Below are 22218 nucleotides of genomic sequence, written 5' to 3'. Positions count from 1 at the left end.
GCTTATTCCCCCGCGTAATACCGGGCCAGCTCCGCCACCTCCTGGTCCGACAAATTGCGCACCGCATTCCTCATCTGCGCATTCACGTCGTTGCGCCGCGTGCCGTCGCGGAAGGCCAGCAACTGCTGGTGCAGGTACGATTCGGGCAGCCCGTCGAGCCAGGGCGACGCCGGCTTTTTCACTTCGATCGCATGGCAGGAAGCGCAGGCGCCCACGTTGCGCATCGGGTCGCCGTTGCGCACGAGGCGCGGCGTATGCTGGTCGATCGGGTCGGACAGCCGTTCGCGCGGCAGGTAGGCGTAATAGGCGGCCAGGTCGCGCATGTCCTCGTCGGACAGCTCTTCGACGAGCGGGCGCATGATGGCGCTGGCGCGGTGGCCGGACTTGTAGTCGCGCAGCTGTTTATAGGTGGCAGCGGCGGGCTGGCCGGCGAGGTGCGGCGAGCCGGCGGGGCTCATGCCACGCGCGCCGTGGCACATCGTGCAGCGCATCGCCAGCGTGGCACCGCGGCCGATCGACGCGCTGTCGGCCGCGGCCATCATCTGCGCCGTCACGATCACATCGCTGGAGCGGCGTGCCGTTTCGTCCAGTGCAGGCGTGTAATACGGCGCCGGCACGCCGGCGGCGCGGCAGATCGATTCCCACATGCTGATCATCGCATCGCGTGCCTGCGCGCGCGGCACCCACACGAAGCCGACCAGCGCGGCAAGCAGCGCGATGACTACCAGCGCCAGCATGCTGCCGGTGAACCAACGATTTTTCAGGGAAAAGGAACGCTCGCTCATGGCTGGCTCCCGATCGGCACTGCCGGCACGGACGTCTGCGGCAGGGACATCAGCTGCATGATCGGATAGCCGTAATTGACGACCGACAGCCCGATCATCAGTGCCAGCCAGATCGCGTAGCCGTTCAGCGCGGCCGGCGTGCGTTCGGCGTGCACTGCCTGGCTGAACGTGAATTCAGGCAGCGCCACGAGCGATGCACGGTGGCCCCTGGCCAGCACCAGCAGGAACAGCAGGCCGGACACCACCAGCAGCAGGCCGCCGATGAACGTGATGATCACGGTGATCGCCTGCGGCGCGATGTGCGGATCGCTGTAGTCGAAGTAGGCCATGCGGCGCGGCATGCCGAGGATGCCCACCACGTGCCATGGGAATGTGAGCACGATCATGCCGACGAACCACAGCCACAGCTGCCAGCGCATCGCCCGGCCGTTCTTCAGTTCGCGGCCCGTGAGGTGCGGCCACAGGTCGTAGGCCAGCGCGAAGTACATGATCACGATGGCGCCGCCGAAGATCAGGTGGAAGTGCCCGGTGATCCACTGCGTGTTGTGGATGGCGAAGTCGAGCTGGTAGCTCATGTTGATCAGTCCCCCTGCCCCGCCGAAGCCCAGCATGATGAACGAGAACGCCACCGCCAGCATCATGGGGTTATGCCACGGCAGGCGCTTGACCCAGCCGACCGCGCCCGTGCCGCCTCGCAGGCGGCCGGCGATTTCCACCGAGGCGGTGATCGTGAAGATCGTCAGCAGCGTGGGCACCGACACGAGCCCTGTAAACACGGCGTGCAGGAACTTCACGCCGGAGCCCACCTGCGGATCCTGGAACAGGTGATGCACGCCGATCGGCATGGAGAACACGAGGAACAGGATGAACGACAGGCGCGCCATCGTGTCGCTGTACAGCCTGCCGCCGATCGCGCGCGGCACCAGCGTGTAGAACGCGATGTAGGCCGGTATCAGCCAGAAATAGACGATCGCGTGCAGCGTCCAGGAGAAGAATACCCGCGCCAGCCCGGCATCGATCGTATGCTTGAACCCGAGTGCCACCGGCAGGATCTGGAACAGGATCTCGATCGCCGCGCCGAGCGATGTCCAGGCCCACAGGTAGGCGCCGGCCACGTTCGCGAACATGGGCAGCGGCACCACGCCGCCGGGGTGCGCCCTGCGCCATGCATGCAGGTTCACCGACATGAGCGCCACCCAGATCCACGAGCCGACCACCACCAGCACCACGCCGATATAGTAGAAAGGGTTGCCGATCAAGGGCGGATAGAACGTGTACAGCACCGACGCGAGGCCCATCGACACGGGGACCATGGCCGTGACGGTGCCGATGACGACGAGGGCGAAACCGGCCCACGCCCAGCGCTTGCCGATCAGGGATTGTTTCAACGACAGCTCGACGATCGCATAGCCGAATCCCATCGCCACCAGGGTGGGAAACACATAGCCCATCGCCGAGCCGTGCGCGGTCACGGAGCGGTAGTACAGCTCCGGGTTGCCGATCCAGTCGCGCAGCGGACTGCGGATGTACATCTGCCATTCGCCCAGCATCAGCGCGACGAAGAACGCGATGAAGGCGATCCAGAAGTGCCACAGCACGAGGCGCCTGGTTTCACTGCCGAACCCTTTACCTGACACAGCTGGCCCTCCCGTTCTTCATCGCGCGATCGAACTCGCCCGCCTCCACTACCTTCACGCGCGCCCACATCGCCGCGTGGCCGATACCGCAGAATTCGTGACACGGCATTACGAAGTCGCCGGTGCGGTGGAAGTTCGCACTGAAGTTCGAGATGTAGCCGGGCGCCAGCATCACGTTCACATTGGTCTCGCTGATCGAGAAGCCGTGCACCACGTCGGAACTGGTGCCGCGGATCAGTACCGGCGTATCCTTCGGCACCAGCACGCACTGCGGCGTGAACGCATACTGGCTGGCCAGCAGGCGCACGGTGACCGAGCCGTTTGCCTCGCGTGCCGAACCCAGGTTGGCTTCGACGAATTCGCCGGACAGGTGCAGCGTGGCCGGGTCGATGGTTTCCATGCGCTGCGCCGGCATCGTGATCCAGTGCAGGCTCATGTAGCCCATCATCACGGTCAGGAACACGATGATGGCGCCGACGATCCACGCCCAGCGCGTTTCGGCCCGGCTGGCAGCGGCATGCGCATCCGGAGTGTGGACATCTTGCGCGGCCATCTCAGGCCCCTCCGCGCGCGACGAATACCAGCAGGTAGAACGCGAGCCAGATCGCCAGCACGATGGCGACCGCCGTGCCGGCCACGGCGAAGGCGCCGCGCGGGCCCTGCGCCACGATCGCCTCCACGCGCTGCTGCCGTTCGCTCTCCGGGGTATCCGATGGTTCGACGATCATGCTCACTCCTACTCGATGACGGCGGAACGCAGCGCGTTGACATCGCGGGTGCCGACAGCACCGGCCCGGTTGCCCCACGCGTTGCGGATATAGGTGACGACGGCGGCGACTTCGCCATCGGACAGCTCGTGCGCGAACGGCGGCATCCCGTATGGCATCGGATTCTTCTTCGTGCCGGGCGGGTAGCCGCCGTTCAGCACCATGCGCACCGGGTTCACGGCCGACGTCATGATGATCGACTGGTTGTTCGCCAGCGGCGGATAATGCGGCAACTTGCCCTTGCCTTCGGCGCCGTGGCAGCTGGCACACTTGCCGGCATAGATGCGGCGGCCCTCGGAAAACATCTGGTTCACGTCCGCCCGCAGCGGCGCGTTCGCGGGTGCAGGGCGTGGCGGTTCGTCGCTGGGCAGGCTTTTCAGGTAGACCGCCATCGCGCGGATATCGTCGTCCGTCATGTGCTGCAGGCTGTTGTAGGTGACTTCAGCCATCGGGCCATACACCGTGCCGCGATTCGACACGCCCGCCTGCAGCAGGTCCATGATGTCCTTCAGTTCCCAGTTGCCCAGGCCCGCTTCCTTGTTCGACGTGAGCGATGGCGCATACCAGTTCTGCATCGGGATCAGGCCGCCGCGAAAGGCTTCCTGCTGCGACGAGCCGCCCAGCGCGTTGATCGGCGTGTGGCACATGGCACAGTGGCCCAGTCCTTCCACCAGGTAGGCCCCGCGGTTCCACTCGGCGGATTTGCCGCGGTCCGGCTGGTATTCGCCCTGCTTGAAGTAGAGCGTGCGCCAGCCGAGCAGCAGGCTGCGGTTGTTGTAGGGGAAGCGCAGGTCGTGCTCGCGCGTGGCCAGCCGCACCGGCGGCACGGAACGCAGGTAGGCGAAGATCGCATCGCAGTCGGCGCGCGTGACCTTCGTGTAGCTGGCGAACGGCATGGCCGGATACAGCAGCTTGCCGTCGCGGCCGCGGCCCGTGTGCATCATCTGGTAGAACTCTTCGGCCGTCCATCGGCCGATGCCCGTTTCCGGATCGGGCGTGATGTTCGGCGCGAACAGCGTGCCGAACGGCGTGGGCATGGGCCGGTTGCCGGAAAAGATCTTCGCACCGGGCACCGTGTGGCAAGCGATGCAGTCGCCCGCCTGCGCCAGGTATTTGCCGCGCGCGAGCAGTGCGGCCTGCGCAGGCTGGGTGGCCGGCGCCCGCTGCATGGCGGGCGCGCGCGATTGCGCGGCCAGCTGCGGCACCGCAAGCAGGCCGCCCAGCAGCAGCACCGGGGGCAGGATGAAGGCAAGAGGCGTCAGTCGCATGGCGGTTCTCCTAGCGGTGGCTGCCGCAAGCCATCGGCAGGGTCACCTTCGCCGCCTTGGCGGGCCGCACGCCCGGGTCGACCGGCAGCGAGGCCAGCCAGGCCGACACGGCCGCCACTTCGGGTTCCGTGAGGCTCGATGCGATGACCTGCATGCAGTCGGGCCCGATCGCGGTGCGCAGGCCGTAGCGCCATGCGCCAAGCTGCGCGCTCACGTAATCGGCGCGCAGGCCAAGGAGCCCGGGTATGCCGGGCTCGCGCCCCGCCAGCCCGGCGCCGTGGCACGTTGTGCAGGCCGGCAGCTTGCGCGCGGGGATACCCATGTTGACGATGCGCTGCCCATCCATCAGCTGCTGCGCGGGCCGGTTGACGGCCGGCTGTTGCAGCGGCGGCGGATCCTGTTCGGCGAAATACTCCGCCATCTTCATCAGGTAGGGATCGGGCAGGTACGCCAGCATGTAATTCATGGGCAGGTACTTGCGCCGGGCATCGCGAAAGGCCACGAGCTGGTTGTACAGGTAGCCGGCGGGCTTGCCGGCGAGGCGGGGAAAATAGACATTCTCGACGCCCCTGCCCTGGACACCGTGGCAGCCGATGCAGGCACGCACGCGCTCTTCCATCGTGTCGGGCAGGCGGTCGGCATCCGCCTGTGCATGCGCGCTCGCAGTGTGCAGCGCAAACAGCAGCAGCGTGGCGGCGGCATGCGCCGGCCATGACACTGTCGATCGGATACTGTCCACGACAACGACCTCCTCCCTGCTGGCAGCAGCCGAAGCCGCTATTTGAGCTGGCGGAACAAGTTATCGATAAGGTAACACAGGGACCGGCAGCCCACGCCGGAAACGACGCTGCGGCGCCACACCCTGCGTCAGCCGGCTGCGCGGGCCGCCACGTGCAGGCCGGGACGGCCGTAGAACTCCAGCGCCTTGACGGTGTTGCGGCCGTCATGCTTGGCCGCGTACAGCAGCTGGTCGGCCAGTTCGATCACGGCCTCCTGCGGGAAGCGCGTGGCGACACTGGCGAAGTTGACGGAGGTGACGCCGAAGCTCGCCGTCACGCCCACCGTCTTGCCGGGAGAGATGTCGGTGACCGCGACGGACAGCGCCGCGCGCATGCGCTCGGCCAGGTGCACGGCGCCGGGCAGGTCGGTTTCCGGCAGCACCAACAGGAATTCCTCGCCGCCGAACCGGATCAGGCTGTCGACGTTTTCGCGGATCATGCCGCGCAGGAGCGCGGCGAATTCCACGAGCACCCGGTCGCCCGCCGCATGGCCATACGTATCGTTGACGGACTTGAAGTAATCGATGTCGCAGGCGATCACGGCCAGGCTGAGGCGGAAGCGGCGCGCGCGCGACAGCTCCATGTTCAGCAGTTCCTGCTGCAGGTAGCGGCGGTTGTGGCAACCGGTGAGCGGATCGCGCTCGGAGAGGTTCTTCAATACGGACTGCACGCGGAACTCCTCGCGCCGGATCAGGCTGTAGCGGCGCGCGGCGATGTAGCCGAAGCAGTTCGCCAGCGACAGCAGCATCACCATCGTCAGCTGTTCCTTGCCGGTCAGCCCCCCGACCAGCAGCGCCATCACGATGAACACGAGCGTGGAAATGACCCCGATGGCCAGCGCATACAGGAGGCGGTTCGGGATGTACAGGTACACCACCAGCACCATCAGCCCCATCGACATCGAATGCCAGGGCAGCTCGTCGGGCCGCGCCAGCACGATCGGCGCAAAGGCCAGCATGCCGACGATCTCGGTGATGCTCGCAGTCAGGTAGACGCGGCCGACGGAATGGGGATGCAGGTGGTTCGTGACGCAGCTGGCAACGGCCACCACGGCCACGGCAATGCGGCAGCCGAACAGTGCCAGCGCGACAGGCGTGAGGCCGAGCGCCAGGATGTCGGTGATCGCGAAGACGAGGTAAACGGCGGCGCAGAACAGCAGCGTGGTACGCAGCTGTATCTTCGTCTGCGGCAGCAGGTGATGGCTGAAATGCGCTTCGATCGTCCTGTCGGTGAATTCCGCCGACAAACGGGAGATCGCGAACGCCGCGTCATGGACCGGGGGGGACACGTCTCCTCCTGAAACTGATGGGCCTGCTATGCAGGGAAACGGGGGCTATTGTAAACGTATCCCTACGGGAATTTCTCACTAATAGTCACTAACTTGCAGGATATTTGTAACGAATTTACATCGCCATCATTGCGATATAGCCAACGTAAGGGAATGTCCCACGGGATTTGCATTATAGCAAATCTCATGCTTTTAAGAAAACCTTGAGCGCCGTTGTCATGGCTACCTCAGCCATGACAGCGGCAGTCTGGCTTGCTGCCAGGCCTCGGGTATGGGCAGGTTCGGACGATCAGCAACCGGTATCGATGACGGTAACCGTTGCAGGAGTCAGCACACTGTTGGCCAAGACAGCCTCGGCATACGTTGCCCTGCAGCGTGCCGCCGCGGGCGCGCCTTTCGGCGATACGTGCAGGTCGCGCCCATTCACCGTGATGGTCCAGTCATCGGCGGACAGGCCTGCCGCGGTGGCAGTCGTGGCAGCCGACGACGGATACCCGTTGACCATTGCCACGCTCGTGCCTTCCATGTCGATGGGGCCATTCGTGGAACTGTTAACCAGATATTTGCCATGGGCCATGGTGCTGACCGCCACCAGCGTTCCGCGTGCCGCGGCGACGGTGGCTTTGCGGGCATCGCTACCCATGTCGGCAAACTTCGGCAGCGCGGTGGCTGCCAGGATGCCGAGGATGACGATGACGACGATCAGTTCGATCAGCGTGAAGCCGCCCTGGGAGCGGGCGGTGCGGGACTGCAACTTGTTCATGATGTTTGGTCGACGGACGAAGGACAAAAGAAGAGGCGCGGCCGATTACCCGGCGGACCAGGCCCACCGCAGATTGGCAACCGACATACTCATTGGCGCATTCTTTACCAATAGTATCATAACTTTCCTTATGGAAACTTATATATGCCTATCGACGTGCAACATCTTCGATTGATCGCTGTCTCGAACCAGGCGTGCCGCATCGGCGCAATGACCGGAATGCGCTTCTTACCGCCGACTCAGGCCTGCGATGGCATCCAGACGAACTCCCAGATATGGCCGTCCAGGTCTTCGAACGCATGGCTGTACATGAAGCCGTGGTCCTGCGGCGGACGTGGCGCCCGGCCACCGGCAGCAATGGCTTTCGCCACGATACCATCGACCTCTTCGCGACTTTCGCAGCTCAGGCAGATCAGCACCCCGGTCGCTTCCTTCGCCTGCGCGATGGGTTTGTCGATGAAGGTCTTGAAGAAGGCATTGGTCAGCAGCATCGCGTGGATGCTGCCCTCGGCGATGACCATGCAGGCGCCGCTTTCGTTGGTGAACTGCGGGTTGAAGCTGTAGCCCACGGCCTGGAAAAAATCCTTGGACTTGTCGAGGTCGGCGACTGGCAGGTTGACGAAGATTTGCTTGTTCATGACATCCTCTCGGTAAGCTGGGTGGCGTTACGGGTTCATCACTCTTACGACGAACGATAACCCGCGAAATCGACAGCTGACCGAAAAAATTCTGGTCGTCGTGCCTATGCCACCATGACCGGTTTTCGACACGCGCTTGCTAGCAAAAGGAAGTACCCGTGACTTTCGACTTGCCAATGACTTCGCAGGTGGAGTAGCCGGCTTCGACATAACCGATTCCACCTCTTACGACACGTCCATCCGGAAACGTGCCCTCTATCCGATAGCCGCTTTCGCCAGCAATGTAGAACGTCGCATCGGTGGACTCCCCTTGATTCAGCCCGGGCAACGTAACGGTCGTCACCTTGCCGCGCGCTTCATGGATCACCACGACTTTCGCCAGGCGCTCGCCGCTATCGTTTCGGATCGAGACGTGCACGGTCGGCTCGAACCAGTCCATCAAGCCTGCTGCCAGAGCGCCTGCCGCAAAGCATATCCCCGCAAACAGCACGCTCCCGATACCCATCAATATGGCTGTCATGTATTTCATCGTGGTCTTTTTAGTTGTGGTCAATGCGGTGGAAAGGTGCATGGACTACTGGCGAGGCCGAATGGGGAACTGTGGCCTCGATAACGTCAAGGTAGTGCGACAACGGCGCTGGCCAGGAATCCACGGTTCGTCCTGCTGAGGGCCACATGATCATGTGGTCCGCCAAAAAACAAAAGGGTTACACGCATAATCGTGTAACCCTCTGTTTTTACTACTGAATTTTGGTGCCGCTGACCGGAATCGAACTGGTGACCTTCGCATTACGAATGCGCTGCTCTACCGACTGAGCTACAGCGGCTAAACCTGTACTGCGGTCTAACCTTGCCTTTCGCACATGATGCGCTGCGAAAGAGGCCACATTATAGCAACAGGTTTTACAGTTGACTAGGGTCTCTTTTCGAAAATCTTACGCGGTGCCTTCATGGTGGTAGCCCGTGACCACGGCCACCTCGTCGCGTGATCCCAGGAACACGGGAACGCGCTGGTGCAGCGTGTGCGGCTGGATGTCGAGGATGCGGTGCTTGCCGTCGGTGGCCATGCCGCCGGCCTGCTCGACGATCATGGCCATCGGGTTCGCTTCATACATCAGGCGCAGCTTGCCCGGCTTGCTCGGGTCGCGCACGTCCGCCGGGTACATGAAGATGCCGCCGCGGTTCAGGATGCGGTGCACGTCCGCCACCATCGAGGCGATCCAGCGCATGTTGAAGTCGGTGCCGCGCGGGCCCGTGCTGCCGGCAAGGAGTTCGCCGATGTAGCGCTGCACGGGCGGCTGCCAGTGGCGCTGGTTCGACATGTTGATCGCGAATTCCTTTGTCGTCGCGGGGATCTGCATGTTGCGCTGCGTGAGCACCCACGAACCCATCTCGCGGTCGAGCGTGAAGCAGTTCACGCCGTTGCCGGTGGTCAGCACCAGCATCGTTTGCGGGCCGTAGACCGCGTAGCCGGCGGCGACCTGCTTGCTGCCCGGTTGCAGGAAGTCCGTTTCGGTCGGCGTGGCCATGCCTTCCGGCGCCTTGATCACCGAGAAGATGGTGCCGATCGACACGTTGACATCGATGTTCGACGAGCCGTCCAGCGGGTCGAACACCAGCATGTATTCGCCCTTCGGATAGCGGTTCGGGATCAGGTGGATCGTCTCCATTTCTTCGGACGCCATCGCGGCCAGGTGGCCGCCCCACTCGTTCGCTTCCAGCAGGATCTCGTTGGAAATCACGTCGAGCTTCTTCTGCACTTCGCCCTGCACGTTCTCGCTCTCGAGCGCGCCCAGCACGTCGCCGAGGGCGCCCTTGCCCACCGAGTGGGCGATCGTCTTGCAGGCGCGCGAGACCACTTCGATCAGCAGGCGCAGTTCGGCCGGGATGTTGTGGTGCTGGCGCTGTTCCTCGACGAGGTGTTGGGTGAGGCTGATACGTTTCATGGATACCCTTGTTTTTTAAATAAATCTTTTAGTTGGCCAGTGCTTTGGACACGACTTCCATCACGTCGTTCGACAGCTTCGGTTCGCCGGCCACCCGCTCCAGCGCGCGGCGCATGTGCGCCTGCAGCTCCGGTGCATAGCGGCGCCAGCGGTCCATGCTGCGCGCGAAGCGCGCCGCCACCTGCGGGTTCAGCGCATCGAGCTTCACCACGTGCTCGGCCCAGAACTCGTAGCCGCTGCCATCCTTCGCGTGGAACTGCGCCGGGTTGTTGTTGGCAAAGCTGAACAGCAGGCTACGCGCGCGGTTCGGGGTGCGCAGCGTGAAGGCCGGATGCCCCATCAGTTCGCGCACGCGCGCCACGTTCGTGGTCGGTGCGCTGGCCTGCATGGCGAACCATTTGTCGACCACCAGCGCCTCGCCCTTGAACTGGTCGTAGAACGCCCGCAGCGGTTCATCGGCATCCGCGCCGCTGTGAATCAGCGCCGTCAGCGCCGATGCGCGGTCCGTCATATTGGTGGCTTCCTCGAACTGGCGGCGCGCCAGGTCGATCGTGAAGGCGTCCGGCGCGGCCAGCAGGTAGGCCAGCGCCAGGTTCTTCAGGCCGCGCTTGCCGGCCGAGACGGCATCGGGGCTGTAGTCGCCCGGGGTCTGGTTGGCGGCAATGGCGTTCAGCAGCTCGCTGCGCAGCATGACGGCGATCGTGCGGCGCATGAACTGGCGCGCGTGGTGGATCGCCTGCGGATCGACCACTTCCATCTGGTCCGCGATCACGGATTCGGATGGCAGGATCAGCGCCTGCTCGCGGAACGCCGCTTCCAGCGTGTTATCGAGCAGCAGCGCGCGCTGGGCGGAAACGAACGTGTAGTCCAGGTCGAGCAGCTCGCCCGCCTGCACGGCGGCGGTCAGCTTGAGCAGCCGTGTCATCGCCAGGCGCTGGCCCGCTTCCCAGCGGTTCACCGGGTCGCTGTCGTGGCGGAACAGGTGCAGCAGTTCGTCATCGGTGTACGGATATTCCAGGATCACCGGCGCGGAGAAATCGCGCAGCAGCGACGGGGTCGGCGCCTCGGCAATGCCGTCGAACGCGAATGACTGCTCCGCTTCGGTGAGTTCCAGCACCACGGTGGTATCGCCGTTCGGGTTCAGCGGCAGGTCGCGGCCGCTGGCGGCCAGCAGGCCCACGGCGACCGGGATGTGGAACGGCAGCTTTTCCGGCTGGCCCGGCGTTGGCGGGCAATGCTGCGACAGCGTGAGCACGTAGCGGTGCGCACCGGCATCGTATTCGCCGCGCGCGGTCACGACCGGCGTGCCGGCCTGGCTGTACCAGCGCTCGAACTGCGTGAGGTCGCGGCCGCTGGCCGAGGCCATCGCCGCGCGGAAATCGTCGCACGTGACGGCCTGTTCGTCGTGCCGCGCGAAGTACAGGTCCATGCCCTTGCGGAAGCCTTCGCGGCCCAGCAGGGTCTGGTACATGCGTACCACTTCGGCGCCCTTCTCGTACACGGTGACCGTGTAAAAATTATTGATCTCCACGAACGAGTCGGGGCGCACCGGGTGCGCCATGGGGCCCGCATCTTCCGGGTACTGCGCCTGGCGCAGCGTGCGCACCTGGTCGATGCGCGTGACGGCGCGGCCGCTGTCGGTGCCGATCATGTCGGCCGAGAATTCCTGGTCGCGGAACACGGTCAGGCCTTCCTTCAGCGACAGCTGGAACCAGTCGCGGCACGTGACCCGGTTGCCGGTCCAGTTGTGGAAGTATTCGTGGCCCACGACGGCTTCGATGCCCGCATAGTCGACGTCCGTGGCGGTGGCCGGATTGGCCAGCACGAACTTGGTGTTGAAGATGTTCAGGCCCTTGTTTTCCATCGCGCCCATGTTGAAGTCGCCCACGGCAACGATCATGAAGCGGTCCAGATCCAGCTCCAGGCCCCACCGTTCCTCATCCCAGCGGATCGAGTTCTTCAGCGACTGCATCGCATAGTCTGTCTTGTCGAGATTGCCTTCCTCGACCCACACCTGCAGCAGCGCATCGCGGCCGTCGGCCAGCTTGAACGTTTCCTCCTGGCAGACCAGCTTTGCCGCGACCAGCGCGAACAGGTAGGAGGGTTTCTTGAACGGGTCTTCCCATTTCGCGTAATGGCGGCCGTCGTCGAGATCGCCCGCTTCGACGAGGTTGCCGTTCGACAGCAGCACCGGATACTTTTCCTTGTCGGCGCGCAGCATCACGGTGAAGACGGCCATCACGTCCGGCCGGTCCGGGAAATAGGTGATGCGGCGGAAGCCTTCCGCTTCGCATTGCGTGTAGAAACTGCCATTCGACACGTACAACCCAGATAGCGTCGTATTTTTTTCCGGTGCGCAGGTGGTTTCGATTTCCAGTACAGCGTTCAACGGCGCCTTCTTGATAGTCAGCGTGGTCGTCCCCAGTATGTACTGACCTGGGTTGAGCTCGGTACCGTTCAGCCTCAGCGCCACCAGTTCGATCTCTTCACCATGCAGCACGATGTCGCGGCTCTTGCTTTCCGGATTGTGCCGGAGCGTGATGCGGTTGGCGACGATCGTGCGGGCCGGGTCGAGATCGAAACCCAGTTCCACGGTCTCGACGAGGTAGCTGGGCGGCGTGTAGTCCTTGCGGTAAATCGTCTGCGGGCTGTCGGTTCTCATGGGGCCTGTACCTTCGTTGCGGACAAAAGGTTATTTTACCAACAGCGGCGCTTTTGTTTCGCGATTCATCGGCGAATGCGGCTCGAACGTTTCAGCTTTCCGCGCTCCAGTAACATTCTGTAATAATCGAGTAGTGCAAGCGGACCAGTCATACACTGACCATGGGGAAATATCTTTTTCTGGGAGTAGATCATGAAATCCTTCGCCATCCTGGTCGCGGCAGCCAGCCTGCTGCTCGGCGGGTGCGCAACCACCATCCGCAGCGACGTCACGGTATTCCATCAGTGGCCGGCGGAACTGCAGGACAAATCCTATGTGTTCGACACTCCCGCGCCGAGCGAGGACACCCTGGAATATCGCAGCTACCAGGGCCTGGTGGCGAATGAACTGTCGAAGTTCGGCTTTACCCGGGCCGACGCGCCCGACCAGGCGAAGCTGCGCGTGGACATGGCGTTCTCCACCATCGACCGGCCGACCCGCGTGCTGCAGGCCTACGATCCGTTCTGGGCCGGCGGCGGTCCCTATTGGGGGATGTACGGCGGGGGCAGGTACGGTGGCTGGCCGCACCGCGGTTTCTATCCTTCGCGGTACCGCTACCGGTACTGGGCGTTCCGCCCCTATTACGATCCATGGATGTACGGGCCGACCGAGTACCGCGAAGTCATCCGGCACAACTACGAGCGCAAGCTGAATGTGTCGATCGCCGACAATACCGGCAAGAAGCTGTATGACGTGACGGTGCAGAACACCAGCCGGCGGCAGTCGACGCCTTCGGTCATGCCGCTGCTCGTGCAGAGCGCGTTTACCGGGTTCCCGGGCGAGAACGGCAAGGCGAAGCAGGTCGATCTGGAGTTGCAGTAACATTTCCCGGAAAATGGGGACGGAAGGAATCTGGCCTGCAAGCCAGCATCGCTACGCCGGCAAGGAGCGATGCTCCTTGAAACCCCGGCAACGCCCCAATTTTCTTGGAAACATTGCCTGGAAAATGGGTACGGACGGAATGCTGAATCGCAAGCCAGCATCGCTATCCGGCAAGGAGCGATGCTTTTTCAAACCCAGCTCCGCCCCCCATTTTTGGGAAACATTGCCTGAAAAATGGGGTACGTCCCCATTTTCCAGGCAATGTTTCGCGTCGGCTTACGTAAACATCGCCTCGCTGGCAAAGGTGATCAGTACCACCAGCACCAGCGCCACCAGCAGTCCGATCAGCAGGCGCCCGAATTTCGGGTTGCCGTCGTCTTCTTCGTTCGGATTGCTCATGTCAGTGCGGAATGAGGATGGACGAGCCCGTGGTCTTGCGTGACTCCAGGTCGATGTGGGCCTGCGCCACGTCGGGCAGGTGGTAGCGCTGGTGGATGGCGATCTTCACTTCGCCGCTGGCCACCACGCCGAACAGCGAACGGGCAGTGGCTTCCAGGTCTTCGCGCTTGGCCGTGTAATGCATCATCGTGGGCCGGGTCAGGAACAGCGAGCCGCGCGATTGCAGTTCGCTGGGCGCGAACGCCGGCACCGGGCCGGAGGCGTTGCCGAAGCTGACCATCAATCCCAGGGGCGCCAGGCAGTCGAGCGAGCCGTGGAAGGTATCCTGGCCGATCGAATCGTAGACCACCGACACGCCCTCGCCGTTCGTCAGTTCCTTCACTTTCTCGACGAAGTTCTCGCGCTTGTAGTTGATCACGTGCGCGGCGCCGTGCTCGATGGCCAGCGCCGCCTTTTCGTCGGAGCCGACGGTGCCGATCAGGTTCACGCCCAGCACTTTCGCCCACTGGCATGCGATCAGGCCAACACCGCCGGCGGCCGCATGCCACAGGATCGTGTCGCCCGGTTTCAGGCGCGCGGTGCGGTGCAGCAGGTATTGCGCCGTCATCCCCTGCAGCATCATGGCCGCCGCCGTGTCGAAGGCGATATGGTCGGGCAGCACCACCAGCAGGCTGGCCGGCAGGTTGCGCACCTGCGCATAGGCGCCGGTCGGGCGGCCCGCGTAGGCCACGCGGTCGCCCACTTTCACGTGCGTGACACCCTCGCCCACCGCTTCCACCGTGCCGGCGCCCTCCATGCCCAGGCCGTTCGGCAGCGGCTGTGGATACAGGCCGGTACGGAAATACACGTCGATGAAATTGACGCCGATCGCCGCGTGCTTCACGGTGGCTTCGCCGGGGCCGGGCGCGCCGACTTGCACGTCCACGTACTCCATCACTTCCGGGCCGCCGGTGCGGCTCATCCTGATTGCCTTGCCTTCGATTGCCTTGCTCATCACGCCTCCTCGTTCGATGCGGCCATGGCCGCCTGCAGTTGCGACAGCACCAGGTGCGCCGTCGCCACGTTGGTAGCGCATGCCACGTCGTGCACGTCGCAGGCGCGCACCAGCGCATTGATGTCCGGTTCATGGGGTTGCGGCGTCATCGGATCGCGCAGGAAGATCACGGCGTCGATCCGGTCTTCCACCAGCAGTGCGCCGATCTGCAGGTCGCCGCCCAGCGGGCCGGAATGCTTGCGGTCGACGACAAGCCCCAGTTCGCCGACCAGGCGGCCACCGGTCGTACCGGTGGCCGTCAGCGTGCAGCGGCGCAGGAAGTCCGCGTATTCGCCGGCCAGGGCGATCATGTCGTCTTTTTTCTTGTCGTGGGCGATCAGGGCAATCCGGGGAGCGTTCATCTCAGGTTCCATTCTTGGGTTTGGCCACACTGGCCGAGTTTGCTTTCGACAAAAGGTAAATCCCGGACAGCACCAGCGCGGTGCCGGCCAGTTGCCAGCTCGTGACGGGCTCGGCAAGGATGACGGCGCCGAGGAACAGCGTGGAGACGGGGCCGATCATGCCGGCCTGCGAGGTGGCACCGGCGCCGATGCGCTGCACCGCCGTCATCGTCATGAACACCGGTGCCACCGTGCACAGCAGGCCGTTCATCAGCGACAGGCCATAGACGGGCAGCGGCTGGATCAGCCCCGCAGCGGGCCGCAGCAGGAAATACTGGCCGATGCAGGCGGCGCTGGACACGCACATCGCATAGGCCACCAGCCGCAGCGCCCCGAGTCGCTTGACCATTTCACCGGACAGCAGCAGATAGGCCGCATACGCGGCGGCGGCCCCCATCACGAGCGAGGAACCGAGCAGCACGTTCGGGCCGCCGCCTTGCAGGTCCTGCACGAACACGAACAGGATGCCGGCATACGAGACCACCAGCGCCAGCCACTGCCGCCAGCCGATGTGCTGGCGCAGCCAGGTGGCCGAGATGAGCAGGACGAACGTGGGCGTCAGGAACAGGATCAGGCGCTCCAGGCCCACGGTGATGTATTGCAGGCCGAGGAAATCGAGAAAGCTGGACAGGTAATAGCCGACCAGCCCCAGCCCCACGATGCGCCAGCGGTCGCCGTTGGACAGCGGTGCGGCGCCGCGCATCTTCCACAGCGCCACGGCGGCAAAGACGGGCAGCGAAAACAGCATGCGGAATGCGATCAGCGTGACGGCGTCGATGTGATAGCGGTACAACAACTTGGCGATAACGGCCTTGGCCGAGAACAGCACGGCACCGCCGATGGCCAGCGCCAGCCCGCCCAGATAGGACGCGGATGGGGTCGTTATGGTTTTGTCCATCAGGGCATTGTACGGGCAAACCGCCCCCGTTGCCGGCCCCTGCCTCGGCCCGCCTGACCGTACCACTTCGCGCACGAATGCAACCCAACCATCGACAACTCAGCTTTTTCCTAGTAACCTTGATAAAGAATTAATGTTATCTTGACAAGGAAATTATCATGGCAGACTCACCAACCTTCCAGGCCGGCACAGCCGCGAACGACACGCTGACCGGCACCGCCGCCACCGACCACCTCTTCGGCCAGGGCGGCGCGGACACCCTGATCGGCGGCGCGGGCGACGACAACCTGAACAGCGGCGAATATGCCGATACCAGCTCCCCGCTGGGCTACTGGTTCGACTTCATCGGCGACCGCCTCGATGGCGGCGACGGTAACGACCTGCTGGTCGGCGGCTCCGGCAGCGACTTCCTGATCGGCGGCGCCGGCACCAACAGGATCGAAGGCGGCGGCGGCTACGATACGGCGATTTACGCTGGCGCCAAGGACGAATACACGCTGGCAATGCAGAACGGTTCGCCGGCTGGGGTCAGGTCGATCTCCGGCACGGCGGTCTCGGACACGCTGGCTTCGGTTGAACGCCTGAGCTTTTCGGATGTGTCCGTTGCCTACGACTTTGAAGGCAATGCCGGCAAGGTATATCGCTTGTACCAGGCAGCACTGAACCGCGAGCCGGACGACATCGGGCTCGGCTGGTGGATGCTCAAGGCCGACCGGGGCCAGTCGATGGAAAGCATCGCGAATGGCTTCATGAGCAGTCCGGAATGGGTGGAGATGTACGGCGCCGACAAGAGCGACGAAGCGTTCGTCAAGAACCTGTACCGCAATGCACTGGGCCGCGAAGCGGAAGACGCGGGCCTCGTCCACTGGGTCAACCACCTGGATAACGGCATGAGCCGCGCAAATGTCCTGATCTCGTTTGCGGAAAGCGCGGAAAATCGCGAAAACATCGATATCGTCGGAAGTATCAAGGGCGGTATCGAATACCAGCTGTACACCACGCTTTAACCCACGCTCCAGTCATCAGGTGCAGGCCCGGGCGGCGCGATCGGCAGGGGGCGGTATGCTAGAATACCGCCCTCGATTGCATACCGTCTAAGGAAGACCGAACATGGCTGGACACAGCAAATGGGCCAATATCAAGCACAAAAAGGCTGCAACGGACGCGAAACGCGGCAAAATCTGGACACGCCTCATCAAGGAAATCACCGTTGCCGCCCGTATGGGTGGCGGTGACATCAACTCGAATCCACGCCTGCGCCTTGCGATCGACAAGGCGGCGGACGCCAACATGCCCAAGGATAACGTGCAACGCGCGATCACGCGCGGCACCGGCGGCGAAGATGGCGCAAGCTACGAGGAAGTACGCTACGAAGGCTATGGCATCGGCGGCGCGGCGATCATCGTCGATTGCATGACCGACAACCGTGTGCGCACGGTGGCCGAAGTGCGCCATGCATTTTCCAAATTCGGCGGTAACATGGGCACGGAAAATTCCGTGTCGTTCCTGTTCAAGCACTGTGGCCAGTTCCTGTTCGCCCCCGGCACCGACGAAGCGACACTGATGGATGCCGCGCTCGAAGCAGGCGCCGAGGACGTGGTCGCCGACGAGGAAGGCGGTTTCGAAGTGCTGTGCGCGCCGAACGATTTCGCCGCCGTCAAGGAAACGCTCGAGGGCGCCGGCTTCAAGGCCGAAGTGGCCGAAATCGTGATGAAGCCCGCCACGGAAACCGTGTTCACGGGCGACGACGCCGTGAAGATGCAGAAACTGCTGGACGCGCTGGAAAACCTGGACGATACCCAGGAGGTTTATACCAACGCCGTGATCGAAGAGTGATCGCGGGCCGGCAGGCGCCGGCGAAGAATCAGGACTCGATGCAGCAGCGGCCCGCGGGCCGCTGTTTCAGTCTCCGAGGTTCTTTCCTCATGCGCAGTTCGTGCACCTGGATGTGTATCATCCTTGAAACACGGACGCATGCGGAAACAGCTTCCCAAAAAACCAACCGAAGATCCTTATGAAAATCCTGGTAGTCGGCTCCGGCGGCCGCGAGCATGCGCTGGCTTGGAAATTGGCGCAATCGGAACGGGTGCAGATCGTCTACGTCGCTCCCGGCAACGGCGGCACGGCCCGCGATCCGCGCCTGCAGAACCTGCCGATCACGGACCTGAACACGCTGGCCGAGTTCGTGATCCGCGAACACATCGCGCTGACCGTGGTGGGACCGGAAACCCCGCTGGCCGGCGGCATCGTCAACCTGTTCCGTGCGCGCGGCCTGAAGGTCTTCGGCCCCACGAAGGAAGCGGCGCAGCTGGAATCGTCGAAGGATTTCGCCAAGGCGTTCATGAAGCGGCACGGCATTCCCACCGCCGAGTACGAAACCTTCAGCGACGCGGCCCAGGCCCATGCCTACATCGACGCCAAGGGTGCGCCGATCGTGATCAAGGCCGACGGCCTGGCCGCCGGCAAGGGCGTGGTCGTGGCGATGACGCTGGAAGAAGCGCACCAGGCAGTCGAGCACATGCTCTCCGATAACCGCTTCGGCGACGCCGGCGCGCGTATCGTCATCGAGGAATTCCTGGCCGGCGAGGAAGCCTCGTTCATCGTGATGTGCGACGGCAAGAACGTGCTGCCGCTGGCCACCAGCCAGGATCACAAGCGCCTGCTCGACAACGACCAGGGCCCGAACACGGGCGGCATGGGCGCCTATTCGCCGGCGCCGATCGTGACGCCGGCCATGCATGCGCGCGTGATGCGCGAGATCATCAATCCCACGATCGCGGGCATGTCGAAGGACGGCATTCCGTTCTCCGGCTTCCTGTACGCGGGCCTGATGATCGACGCGGCCGGCAACCCGAAGACACTGGAATTCAACTGCCGCATGGGCGACCCGGAAACGCAGCCGATCATGGCGCGCCTGAAGACCGACCTGGTGACGGTGATGGAACATGCGGTGAACGGCACGCTGGATACCGTGGGCCTGGAATGGGACCGCCGCACCGCCGTGGGCGTCGTGCTGGCCGCGGCCGGCTATCCGGACGATCCGGTGAAGGGCGACGTCATCGACGGCATTCCGGCGGAAACGCCGGAATCGGTCACGTTCCACGCAGGTACCGCCGAGATCGATGGCCAGCTGGTCACCTCGGGCGGGCGCGTGCTGTGCGTGGTGGGCCTGGGCGACTCGATCAAGCTGGCGCAGAAGCAGGCCTATGAAACGGTCGGCCAGATCCGCTTCGACGGCATGCAATGCCGCCGCGACATCGGCTGGCGCGGCCTGAAGCATTGAGCCCGGAGAATCAAGCACAATGACGACGCCGAATCCCGAAGCCGTCAAGGCCTGGCTGGTCGACCTGCAGGAGCGCATCGTTGCCGCGCTCGAGGAAGCCGACGGCACCCCGTTCCTGCGCGACGCGTGGCAGCGGCCCGAAGGCGGCGGCGGCATTTCGCGCCTCGTCGAGGAAGGCAATGTGCTGGAACGCGGTGGCTGCAATTTCTCGCACGTGATGGGCGCGAAGCTGCCGCCTTCGGCCGCGGCGCACCGCCCCGGCATCGGCGGGCGCGCATGGGAAGCGATGGGCGTTTCGCTGGTGCTCCACCCGCGTAACCCCTACGCGCCCACGGTGCACATGAACGTGCGCTTCTTCTCCACGTCGACCGAGGATGGCACGCCGGTCTGGTGGTTCGGCGGCGGCATGGACCTGACGCCCTACTACGGCTTTGATGCGGACGTGCGCCACTTCCACCGCAGCTGCCGCGAGATGCTGGCGCCGTTCGGCGACGAGCTGCACCCGCGCTTCAAGCAATGGTGCGACGAGTACTTCTACCTGAAGCACCGCCAGGAAGCGCGCGGCGTGGGCGGCATCTTCTTCGACGATTTCAACGAGCGCGATTTCGACACCAGCTTCGCCATGGTGCAAAGCGTGGGCGACGGCTTCATCGGCGCCTACCTGCCGATCCTGCAGAACCGCAAGGACACGCCCTATGGCGAACGCGAACGCGATTTCCAGGCGTACCGGCGCGGCCGCTACGTGGAATTCAACCTCGTGTTCGACCGCGGCACGCTGTTCGGCCTGCAGTCGGGCGGGCGCACCGAGGCGATCCTGATGTCGATGCCGCCCATCGTCAAATGGCGCTACGACTGGCATCCGGCGGATGGCACGCCGGAAGCGGCGCTGTACACCGATTTCCTGCCGCACCGCGACTGGCTCGCGTGACGAGTTCGCCATCTTCCGCCTGCGTGCTGCTGCTGGGCGGCAGCTTCGATCCGATCCACAACGGCCACGTGGCGCTCGGCGCCACGTTCGTGCGCCTGCTGGGCGCCAGCGAACTGCGCGTCATCCCCACCGTGCCGTGGCAGAAGAGCAGCCTGGTGGCAACGCCGGAACAGCGCGCGGACATGGCCGCGCTGGCCTTCGCGGACATGCCCTGCCGCGTGGTGATCGACCGCCAGGAAATCGAGCGGGGCCGCCCCACCTACACGGTCGAGACGCTGCGGGCATTGCGCGCGGAACTGGGGCCAAATGCATCGCTGTGCTTCCTGATGGGCGCCGACCAGCTGCAGCGGCTGGACACGTGGCACGACTGGTACGAGCTGTTCGCACTGGCGCACCTGTGCGTGGCGGCACGACCCGGCTTCCTGCTCGACGGGCCTGACATCCCGGCCGCCGTGGCGGCCGAGTTCCGGGGCCGCCTCGTGGCGCCGGAGCAACTGTGCAGCAAGCCAGCCGGACAAACCTGTATTGCACCGGACCTGGCGGTGGACATCTCATCCACCCGCATCCGGCAGGCGCTGGCGGCGGGAAACTACCAGCACGATAGCGGCTCGCCGATTCCCGCACCGGTGCTAGACTATATTGAACAACATAATCTTTATAAGAAGTAAAACTGAATGGATATCAAAAAACTGCAAGCCCTCGTCGTCGACGCCCTGGAAGACGTCAAGGGCCAGGACATCGTCCTGTTCGACACCACCGGTCTGACAAGCCTGTTCGACCGCATCTGCATCGCCTCCGGTACCTCGAACCGCCAGACGCGCGCCCTGGCCGCTTCGGTGCGTGACAAGGTGAAGGAAGCCGGCGGCGACGTCATCGGTGTCGAAGGCGAAGACACCGGCGAATGGGTGCTGGTCGACCTGGGCGACATGATCGTCCACATCATGCAGGCACCGATCCGCGCCTACTACCGCCTGGAAGAGATCTGGGGCGAGAAGCCCGTGAAGCTGGGCGCCGCGAAACGCAAGACGTCGGCCGAGGGCAAGGCGGCCGAAGCGCTTGAGGCCGCACCGAAGAAAAAGGCCGGCCACCTGGCGGCCAACAAGGTTGCCAAGGAAGCCGAACCGGTCATCGAGAAGAAGGCACCGGCCGCGCGCAAGCCCGGCACGGCACGCGTTACCGCCGCCGCCGGCGCTGTCGCCAAGAAGGCCGCCGCGAAGAAAGCGGCACCGGCTGTCACCGCACCGGAAGGCAAGAAAGTGAAAGTGGCGGCACCGAAGACGGCCGTGGCATCGGCCAAGGCGGCGAAGGAAGCCAAGGCCAAGGACCCGAAGGCGCCCGCCAAGACCGTGATCAAGCGGATCAAGAAGCCCGCCGCGGAAGAGTAAGGGTAGCGTCGCATGCAGCTGATCATCGCTGCCGTCGGGCACAAGATGCCCGCGTGGATCGAAACCGGCTTTGCCGAATACGTGAAGCGGATGCCGCCCGAGCTGCGCATCGTGCTGAAGGAAATCAAGCCCGTCGAGCGGTCCGGCAGCAAGACCGCCGCCACCGCGATGGCGCTCGAGCGCGAGCGCATCGAGGCCGCGCTGCCGAAATCGGTGCGCATCATCGCGCTCGACGAACGCGGCAAGGATCTCACCAGCGTCGGGCTGTCGCAGCAGCTCGAGCTGTGGCAGCAGGATGGCCGCGACACGGCTTTCCTGATCGGTGGCGCGGACGGCCTCGATCCCGGCCTGAAGGCGAAGGCCGAAGGGCTGATCCGGATCTCGAGCATGACGCTGCCGCATGGCGTGGTGCGGGTGATGCTGGCCGAGCAGCTCTACCGCGCGTGGACGATCACGCAGAACCACCCCTACCACAGGGTGTAGCCCCGGCGCCGCCA

At 64.1% G+C, this 22218-nt stretch carries 24 protein-coding genes and 1 tRNA gene; 8 read left to right on the top strand and 17 right to left on the bottom strand.

Annotated features, from left to right (window positions below; translation table 11 throughout):
* Positions 1 to 2: 2 nt before the first annotated feature.
* From ACY65G_RS16230 to pepN, 13 genes are all read right to left on the bottom strand, one after another.
* Positions 3 to 785: a c-type cytochrome gene (locus tag ACY65G_RS16230; protein ID WP_464998344.1), complete on the bottom strand. Its 783-nt coding sequence runs from the start codon at positions 783 to 785 to the stop codon at positions 3 to 5.
* Positions 782 to 2383 (bottom strand): cbb3-type cytochrome c oxidase subunit I, encoded by a 1602-nt coding sequence (locus ACY65G_RS16225; protein ID WP_464998343.1) that lies wholly within the window; start codon positions 2381 to 2383, stop codon positions 782 to 784. Before ACY65G_RS16225 ends, ACY65G_RS16230 begins: the two co-directional genes overlap by 4 nt.
* 28 nt (positions 2384 to 2411) lie before the next feature.
* Positions 2412 to 2975 (bottom strand): cupredoxin domain-containing protein, encoded by a 564-nt coding sequence (locus ACY65G_RS16220; protein WP_464998342.1) that lies wholly within the window; start codon positions 2973 to 2975, stop codon positions 2412 to 2414.
* A gap of 1 nt (position 2976) precedes the next feature.
* The gene (locus tag ACY65G_RS16215) at positions 2977 to 3150 is read right to left on the bottom strand and encodes a hypothetical protein (RefSeq protein WP_464998341.1); all 174 of its coding nucleotides are present in this window, start codon (positions 3148 to 3150) and stop codon (positions 2977 to 2979) included.
* 8 nt (positions 3151 to 3158) lie between these two features.
* A complete protein-coding gene (locus ACY65G_RS16210) occupies positions 3159 to 4358 on the bottom strand; it encodes a c-type cytochrome (RefSeq protein WP_464998385.1) in 1200 nt (399 codons plus the stop codon).
* Between the two features lie 109 nt (positions 4359 to 4467).
* Positions 4468 to 5076 carry a c-type cytochrome gene (locus ACY65G_RS16205; protein ID WP_464998384.1) on the bottom strand — a complete coding sequence of 203 codons (609 nt, stop codon included), beginning with the start codon at positions 5074 to 5076 and terminating at the stop codon, positions 4468 to 4470.
* 248 nt (positions 5077 to 5324) lie between these two features.
* Positions 5325 to 6524, bottom strand: coding sequence for a GGDEF domain-containing protein (locus ACY65G_RS16200; protein WP_464998340.1), 1200 nt, complete (start codon positions 6522 to 6524; stop codon positions 5325 to 5327).
* 289 nt (positions 6525 to 6813) lie between these two features.
* Entirely contained in the window at positions 6814 to 7287 is a 474-nt protein-coding gene (locus tag ACY65G_RS16195; RefSeq protein ID WP_464998339.1) for a type II secretion system protein, read from the bottom strand.
* 239 nt (positions 7288 to 7526) lie between these two features.
* A complete protein-coding gene (locus ACY65G_RS16190) occupies positions 7527 to 7925 on the bottom strand; it encodes a VOC family protein (protein ID WP_464998338.1) in 399 nt (132 codons plus the stop codon).
* Positions 7926 to 8064: 139 nt separating this feature from the next.
* Positions 8065 to 8496: a hypothetical protein gene (locus tag ACY65G_RS16185; protein WP_464998337.1), complete on the bottom strand. Its 432-nt coding sequence runs from the start codon at positions 8494 to 8496 to the stop codon at positions 8065 to 8067.
* A gap of 180 nt (positions 8497 to 8676) precedes the next feature.
* Positions 8677 to 8752, bottom strand: a tRNA-Thr gene (locus ACY65G_RS16180).
* Between the two features lie 108 nt (positions 8753 to 8860).
* Positions 8861 to 9871 (bottom strand): class 1 fructose-bisphosphatase, encoded by a 1011-nt coding sequence (locus ACY65G_RS16175; RefSeq protein WP_130187758.1) that lies wholly within the window; start codon positions 9869 to 9871, stop codon positions 8861 to 8863.
* Between the two features lie 28 nt (positions 9872 to 9899).
* Positions 9900 to 12533 (bottom strand): aminopeptidase N, encoded by a 2634-nt coding sequence (gene pepN / locus ACY65G_RS16170; RefSeq protein WP_464998336.1) that lies wholly within the window; start codon positions 12531 to 12533, stop codon positions 9900 to 9902.
* A 192-nt stretch (positions 12534 to 12725) separates the two neighbouring features.
* Between pepN and ACY65G_RS16165 the strand changes: the two genes are divergently transcribed.
* Positions 12726 to 13394 carry a DUF4136 domain-containing protein gene (locus ACY65G_RS16165; protein WP_464998335.1) on the top strand — a complete coding sequence of 223 codons (669 nt, stop codon included), beginning with the start codon at positions 12726 to 12728 and terminating at the stop codon, positions 13392 to 13394.
* Positions 13395 to 13670: 276 nt separating this feature from the next.
* Here ACY65G_RS16165 and ACY65G_RS16160 read toward each other — a convergent pair whose 3' ends face one another.
* From ACY65G_RS16160 to ACY65G_RS16145, 4 genes are read right to left on the bottom strand one after another with little or no spacing between them, the layout of a single operon-like run.
* On the bottom strand, positions 13671 to 13793 hold the full coding sequence (locus ACY65G_RS16160; protein ID WP_464998334.1) for a hypothetical protein: 123 nt from the start codon (positions 13791 to 13793) through the stop codon (positions 13671 to 13673).
* A gap of 1 nt (position 13794) precedes the next feature.
* A complete protein-coding gene (locus ACY65G_RS16155; RefSeq protein ID WP_464998333.1) occupies positions 13795 to 14787 on the bottom strand; it encodes a quinone oxidoreductase family protein in 993 nt (330 codons plus the stop codon).
* Positions 14787 to 15188 carry a methylglyoxal synthase gene (locus ACY65G_RS16150; protein WP_464998332.1) on the bottom strand — a complete coding sequence of 134 codons (402 nt, stop codon included), beginning with the start codon at positions 15186 to 15188 and terminating at the stop codon, positions 14787 to 14789. Before ACY65G_RS16150 ends, ACY65G_RS16155 begins: the two co-directional genes overlap by 1 nt.
* Before the next feature lies 1 nt (position 15189).
* A complete protein-coding gene (locus ACY65G_RS16145) occupies positions 15190 to 16125 on the bottom strand; it encodes a DMT family transporter (protein ID WP_464998331.1) in 936 nt (311 codons plus the stop codon).
* A gap of 158 nt (positions 16126 to 16283) precedes the next feature.
* Here ACY65G_RS16145 and ACY65G_RS16140 point away from each other — a divergent pair, with 158 nt between their 5' ends.
* From ACY65G_RS16140 to rlmH, 7 genes are all read left to right on the top strand, one after another.
* Positions 16284 to 17132, top strand: coding sequence for a DUF4214 domain-containing protein (locus ACY65G_RS16140; RefSeq protein ID WP_464998330.1), 849 nt, complete (start codon positions 16284 to 16286; stop codon positions 17130 to 17132).
* 103 nt (positions 17133 to 17235) lie between these two features.
* Positions 17236 to 17961, top strand: coding sequence for a YebC/PmpR family DNA-binding transcriptional regulator (locus tag ACY65G_RS16135; RefSeq protein WP_464998329.1), 726 nt, complete (start codon positions 17236 to 17238; stop codon positions 17959 to 17961).
* Positions 17962 to 18139: 178 nt separating this feature from the next.
* Complete coding sequence (purD, locus tag ACY65G_RS16130) at positions 18140 to 19408, top strand: phosphoribosylamine--glycine ligase (protein WP_464998328.1); 1269 nt, start codon at positions 18140 to 18142, stop codon at positions 19406 to 19408.
* 19 nt (positions 19409 to 19427) lie between these two features.
* On the top strand, positions 19428 to 20336 hold the full coding sequence (hemF, locus tag ACY65G_RS16125; RefSeq protein WP_464998327.1) for an oxygen-dependent coproporphyrinogen oxidase: 909 nt from the start codon (positions 19428 to 19430) through the stop codon (positions 20334 to 20336).
* On the top strand, positions 20333 to 21004 hold the full coding sequence (locus tag ACY65G_RS16120; protein ID WP_464998326.1) for a nicotinate-nucleotide adenylyltransferase: 672 nt from the start codon (positions 20333 to 20335) through the stop codon (positions 21002 to 21004). Before hemF ends, ACY65G_RS16120 begins: the two co-directional genes overlap by 4 nt.
* A gap of 6 nt (positions 21005 to 21010) precedes the next feature.
* Positions 21011 to 21721, top strand: a complete 711-nt coding sequence (gene rsfS / locus ACY65G_RS16115) for a ribosome silencing factor (RefSeq protein ID WP_464998325.1) — start codon at positions 21011 to 21013, stop codon at positions 21719 to 21721.
* Between the two features lie 12 nt (positions 21722 to 21733).
* Positions 21734 to 22204, top strand: coding sequence for a 23S rRNA (pseudouridine(1915)-N(3))-methyltransferase RlmH (gene rlmH, locus ACY65G_RS16110; protein ID WP_134384931.1), 471 nt, complete (start codon positions 21734 to 21736; stop codon positions 22202 to 22204).
* Positions 22205 to 22218 lie beyond the last annotated feature (14 nt).

It is taken from the genome of Pseudoduganella sp. jia 12 (assembly GCF_055502675.1).
The sequence above is the reverse complement of the archived record's forward strand: the minus strand, read 5'-3'. Positions and strand labels throughout refer to the sequence as shown.

Excerpts from the sequence above, each read along its gene's own strand:
- ACY65G_RS16215 (WP_464998341.1), bottom strand. The coding sequence starts at position 3,150 with ATGATCGTCGAACCATCGGATACCCCGGAGAGCGAACGGCAGCAGCGC.
- ACY65G_RS16160 (WP_464998334.1), bottom strand. The coding sequence starts at position 13,793 with ATGAGCAATCCGAACGAAGAAGACGACGGCAACCCGAAATTCGGGCGC.
- ACY65G_RS16175 (WP_130187758.1), bottom strand. The coding sequence starts at position 9,871 with ATGAAACGTATCAGCCTCACCCAACACCTCGTCGAGGAACAGCGCCAG.
- pepN (WP_464998336.1), bottom strand. The coding sequence starts at position 12,533 with ATGAGAACCGACAGCCCGCAGACGATTTACCGCAAGGACTACACGCCG.
- ACY65G_RS16210 (WP_464998385.1), bottom strand. The coding sequence starts at position 4,358 with ATGCAGCGGGCGCCGGCCACCCAGCCTGCGCAGGCCGCACTGCTCGCG.
- ACY65G_RS16165 (WP_464998335.1), top strand. The coding sequence starts at position 12,726 with ATGAAATCCTTCGCCATCCTGGTCGCGGCAGCCAGCCTGCTGCTCGGC.
- ACY65G_RS16230 (WP_464998344.1), bottom strand. The coding sequence starts at position 785 with ATGAGCGAGCGTTCCTTTTCCCTGAAAAATCGTTGGTTCACCGGCAGC.
- ACY65G_RS16150 (WP_464998332.1), bottom strand. The coding sequence starts at position 15,188 with ATGAACGCTCCCCGGATTGCCCTGATCGCCCACGACAAGAAAAAAGAC.
- ACY65G_RS16205 (WP_464998384.1), bottom strand. The coding sequence starts at position 5,076 with ATGGAAGAGCGCGTGCGTGCCTGCATCGGCTGCCACGGTGTCCAGGGC.
- purD (WP_464998328.1), top strand. The coding sequence starts at position 18,140 with ATGAAAATCCTGGTAGTCGGCTCCGGCGGCCGCGAGCATGCGCTGGCT.
- ACY65G_RS16145 (WP_464998331.1), bottom strand. The coding sequence starts at position 16,125 with ATGGACAAAACCATAACGACCCCATCCGCGTCCTATCTGGGCGGGCTG.
- ACY65G_RS16220 (WP_464998342.1), bottom strand. The coding sequence starts at position 2,975 with ATGGCCGCGCAAGATGTCCACACTCCGGATGCGCATGCCGCTGCCAGC.
- ACY65G_RS16195 (WP_464998339.1), bottom strand. The coding sequence starts at position 7,287 with ATGAACAAGTTGCAGTCCCGCACCGCCCGCTCCCAGGGCGGCTTCACG.
- ACY65G_RS16190 (WP_464998338.1), bottom strand. The coding sequence starts at position 7,925 with ATGAACAAGCAAATCTTCGTCAACCTGCCAGTCGCCGACCTCGACAAG.
- rlmH (WP_134384931.1), top strand. The coding sequence starts at position 21,734 with ATGCAGCTGATCATCGCTGCCGTCGGGCACAAGATGCCCGCGTGGATC.
- ACY65G_RS16140 (WP_464998330.1), top strand. The coding sequence starts at position 16,284 with ATGGCAGACTCACCAACCTTCCAGGCCGGCACAGCCGCGAACGACACG.
- ACY65G_RS16155 (WP_464998333.1), bottom strand. The coding sequence starts at position 14,787 with ATGAGCAAGGCAATCGAAGGCAAGGCAATCAGGATGAGCCGCACCGGC.
- ACY65G_RS16185 (WP_464998337.1), bottom strand. The coding sequence starts at position 8,496 with ATGCACCTTTCCACCGCATTGACCACAACTAAAAAGACCACGATGAAA.
- rsfS (WP_464998325.1), top strand. The coding sequence starts at position 21,011 with ATGGATATCAAAAAACTGCAAGCCCTCGTCGTCGACGCCCTGGAAGAC.
- hemF (WP_464998327.1), top strand. The coding sequence starts at position 19,428 with ATGACGACGCCGAATCCCGAAGCCGTCAAGGCCTGGCTGGTCGACCTG.
- ACY65G_RS16135 (WP_464998329.1), top strand. The coding sequence starts at position 17,236 with ATGGCTGGACACAGCAAATGGGCCAATATCAAGCACAAAAAGGCTGCA.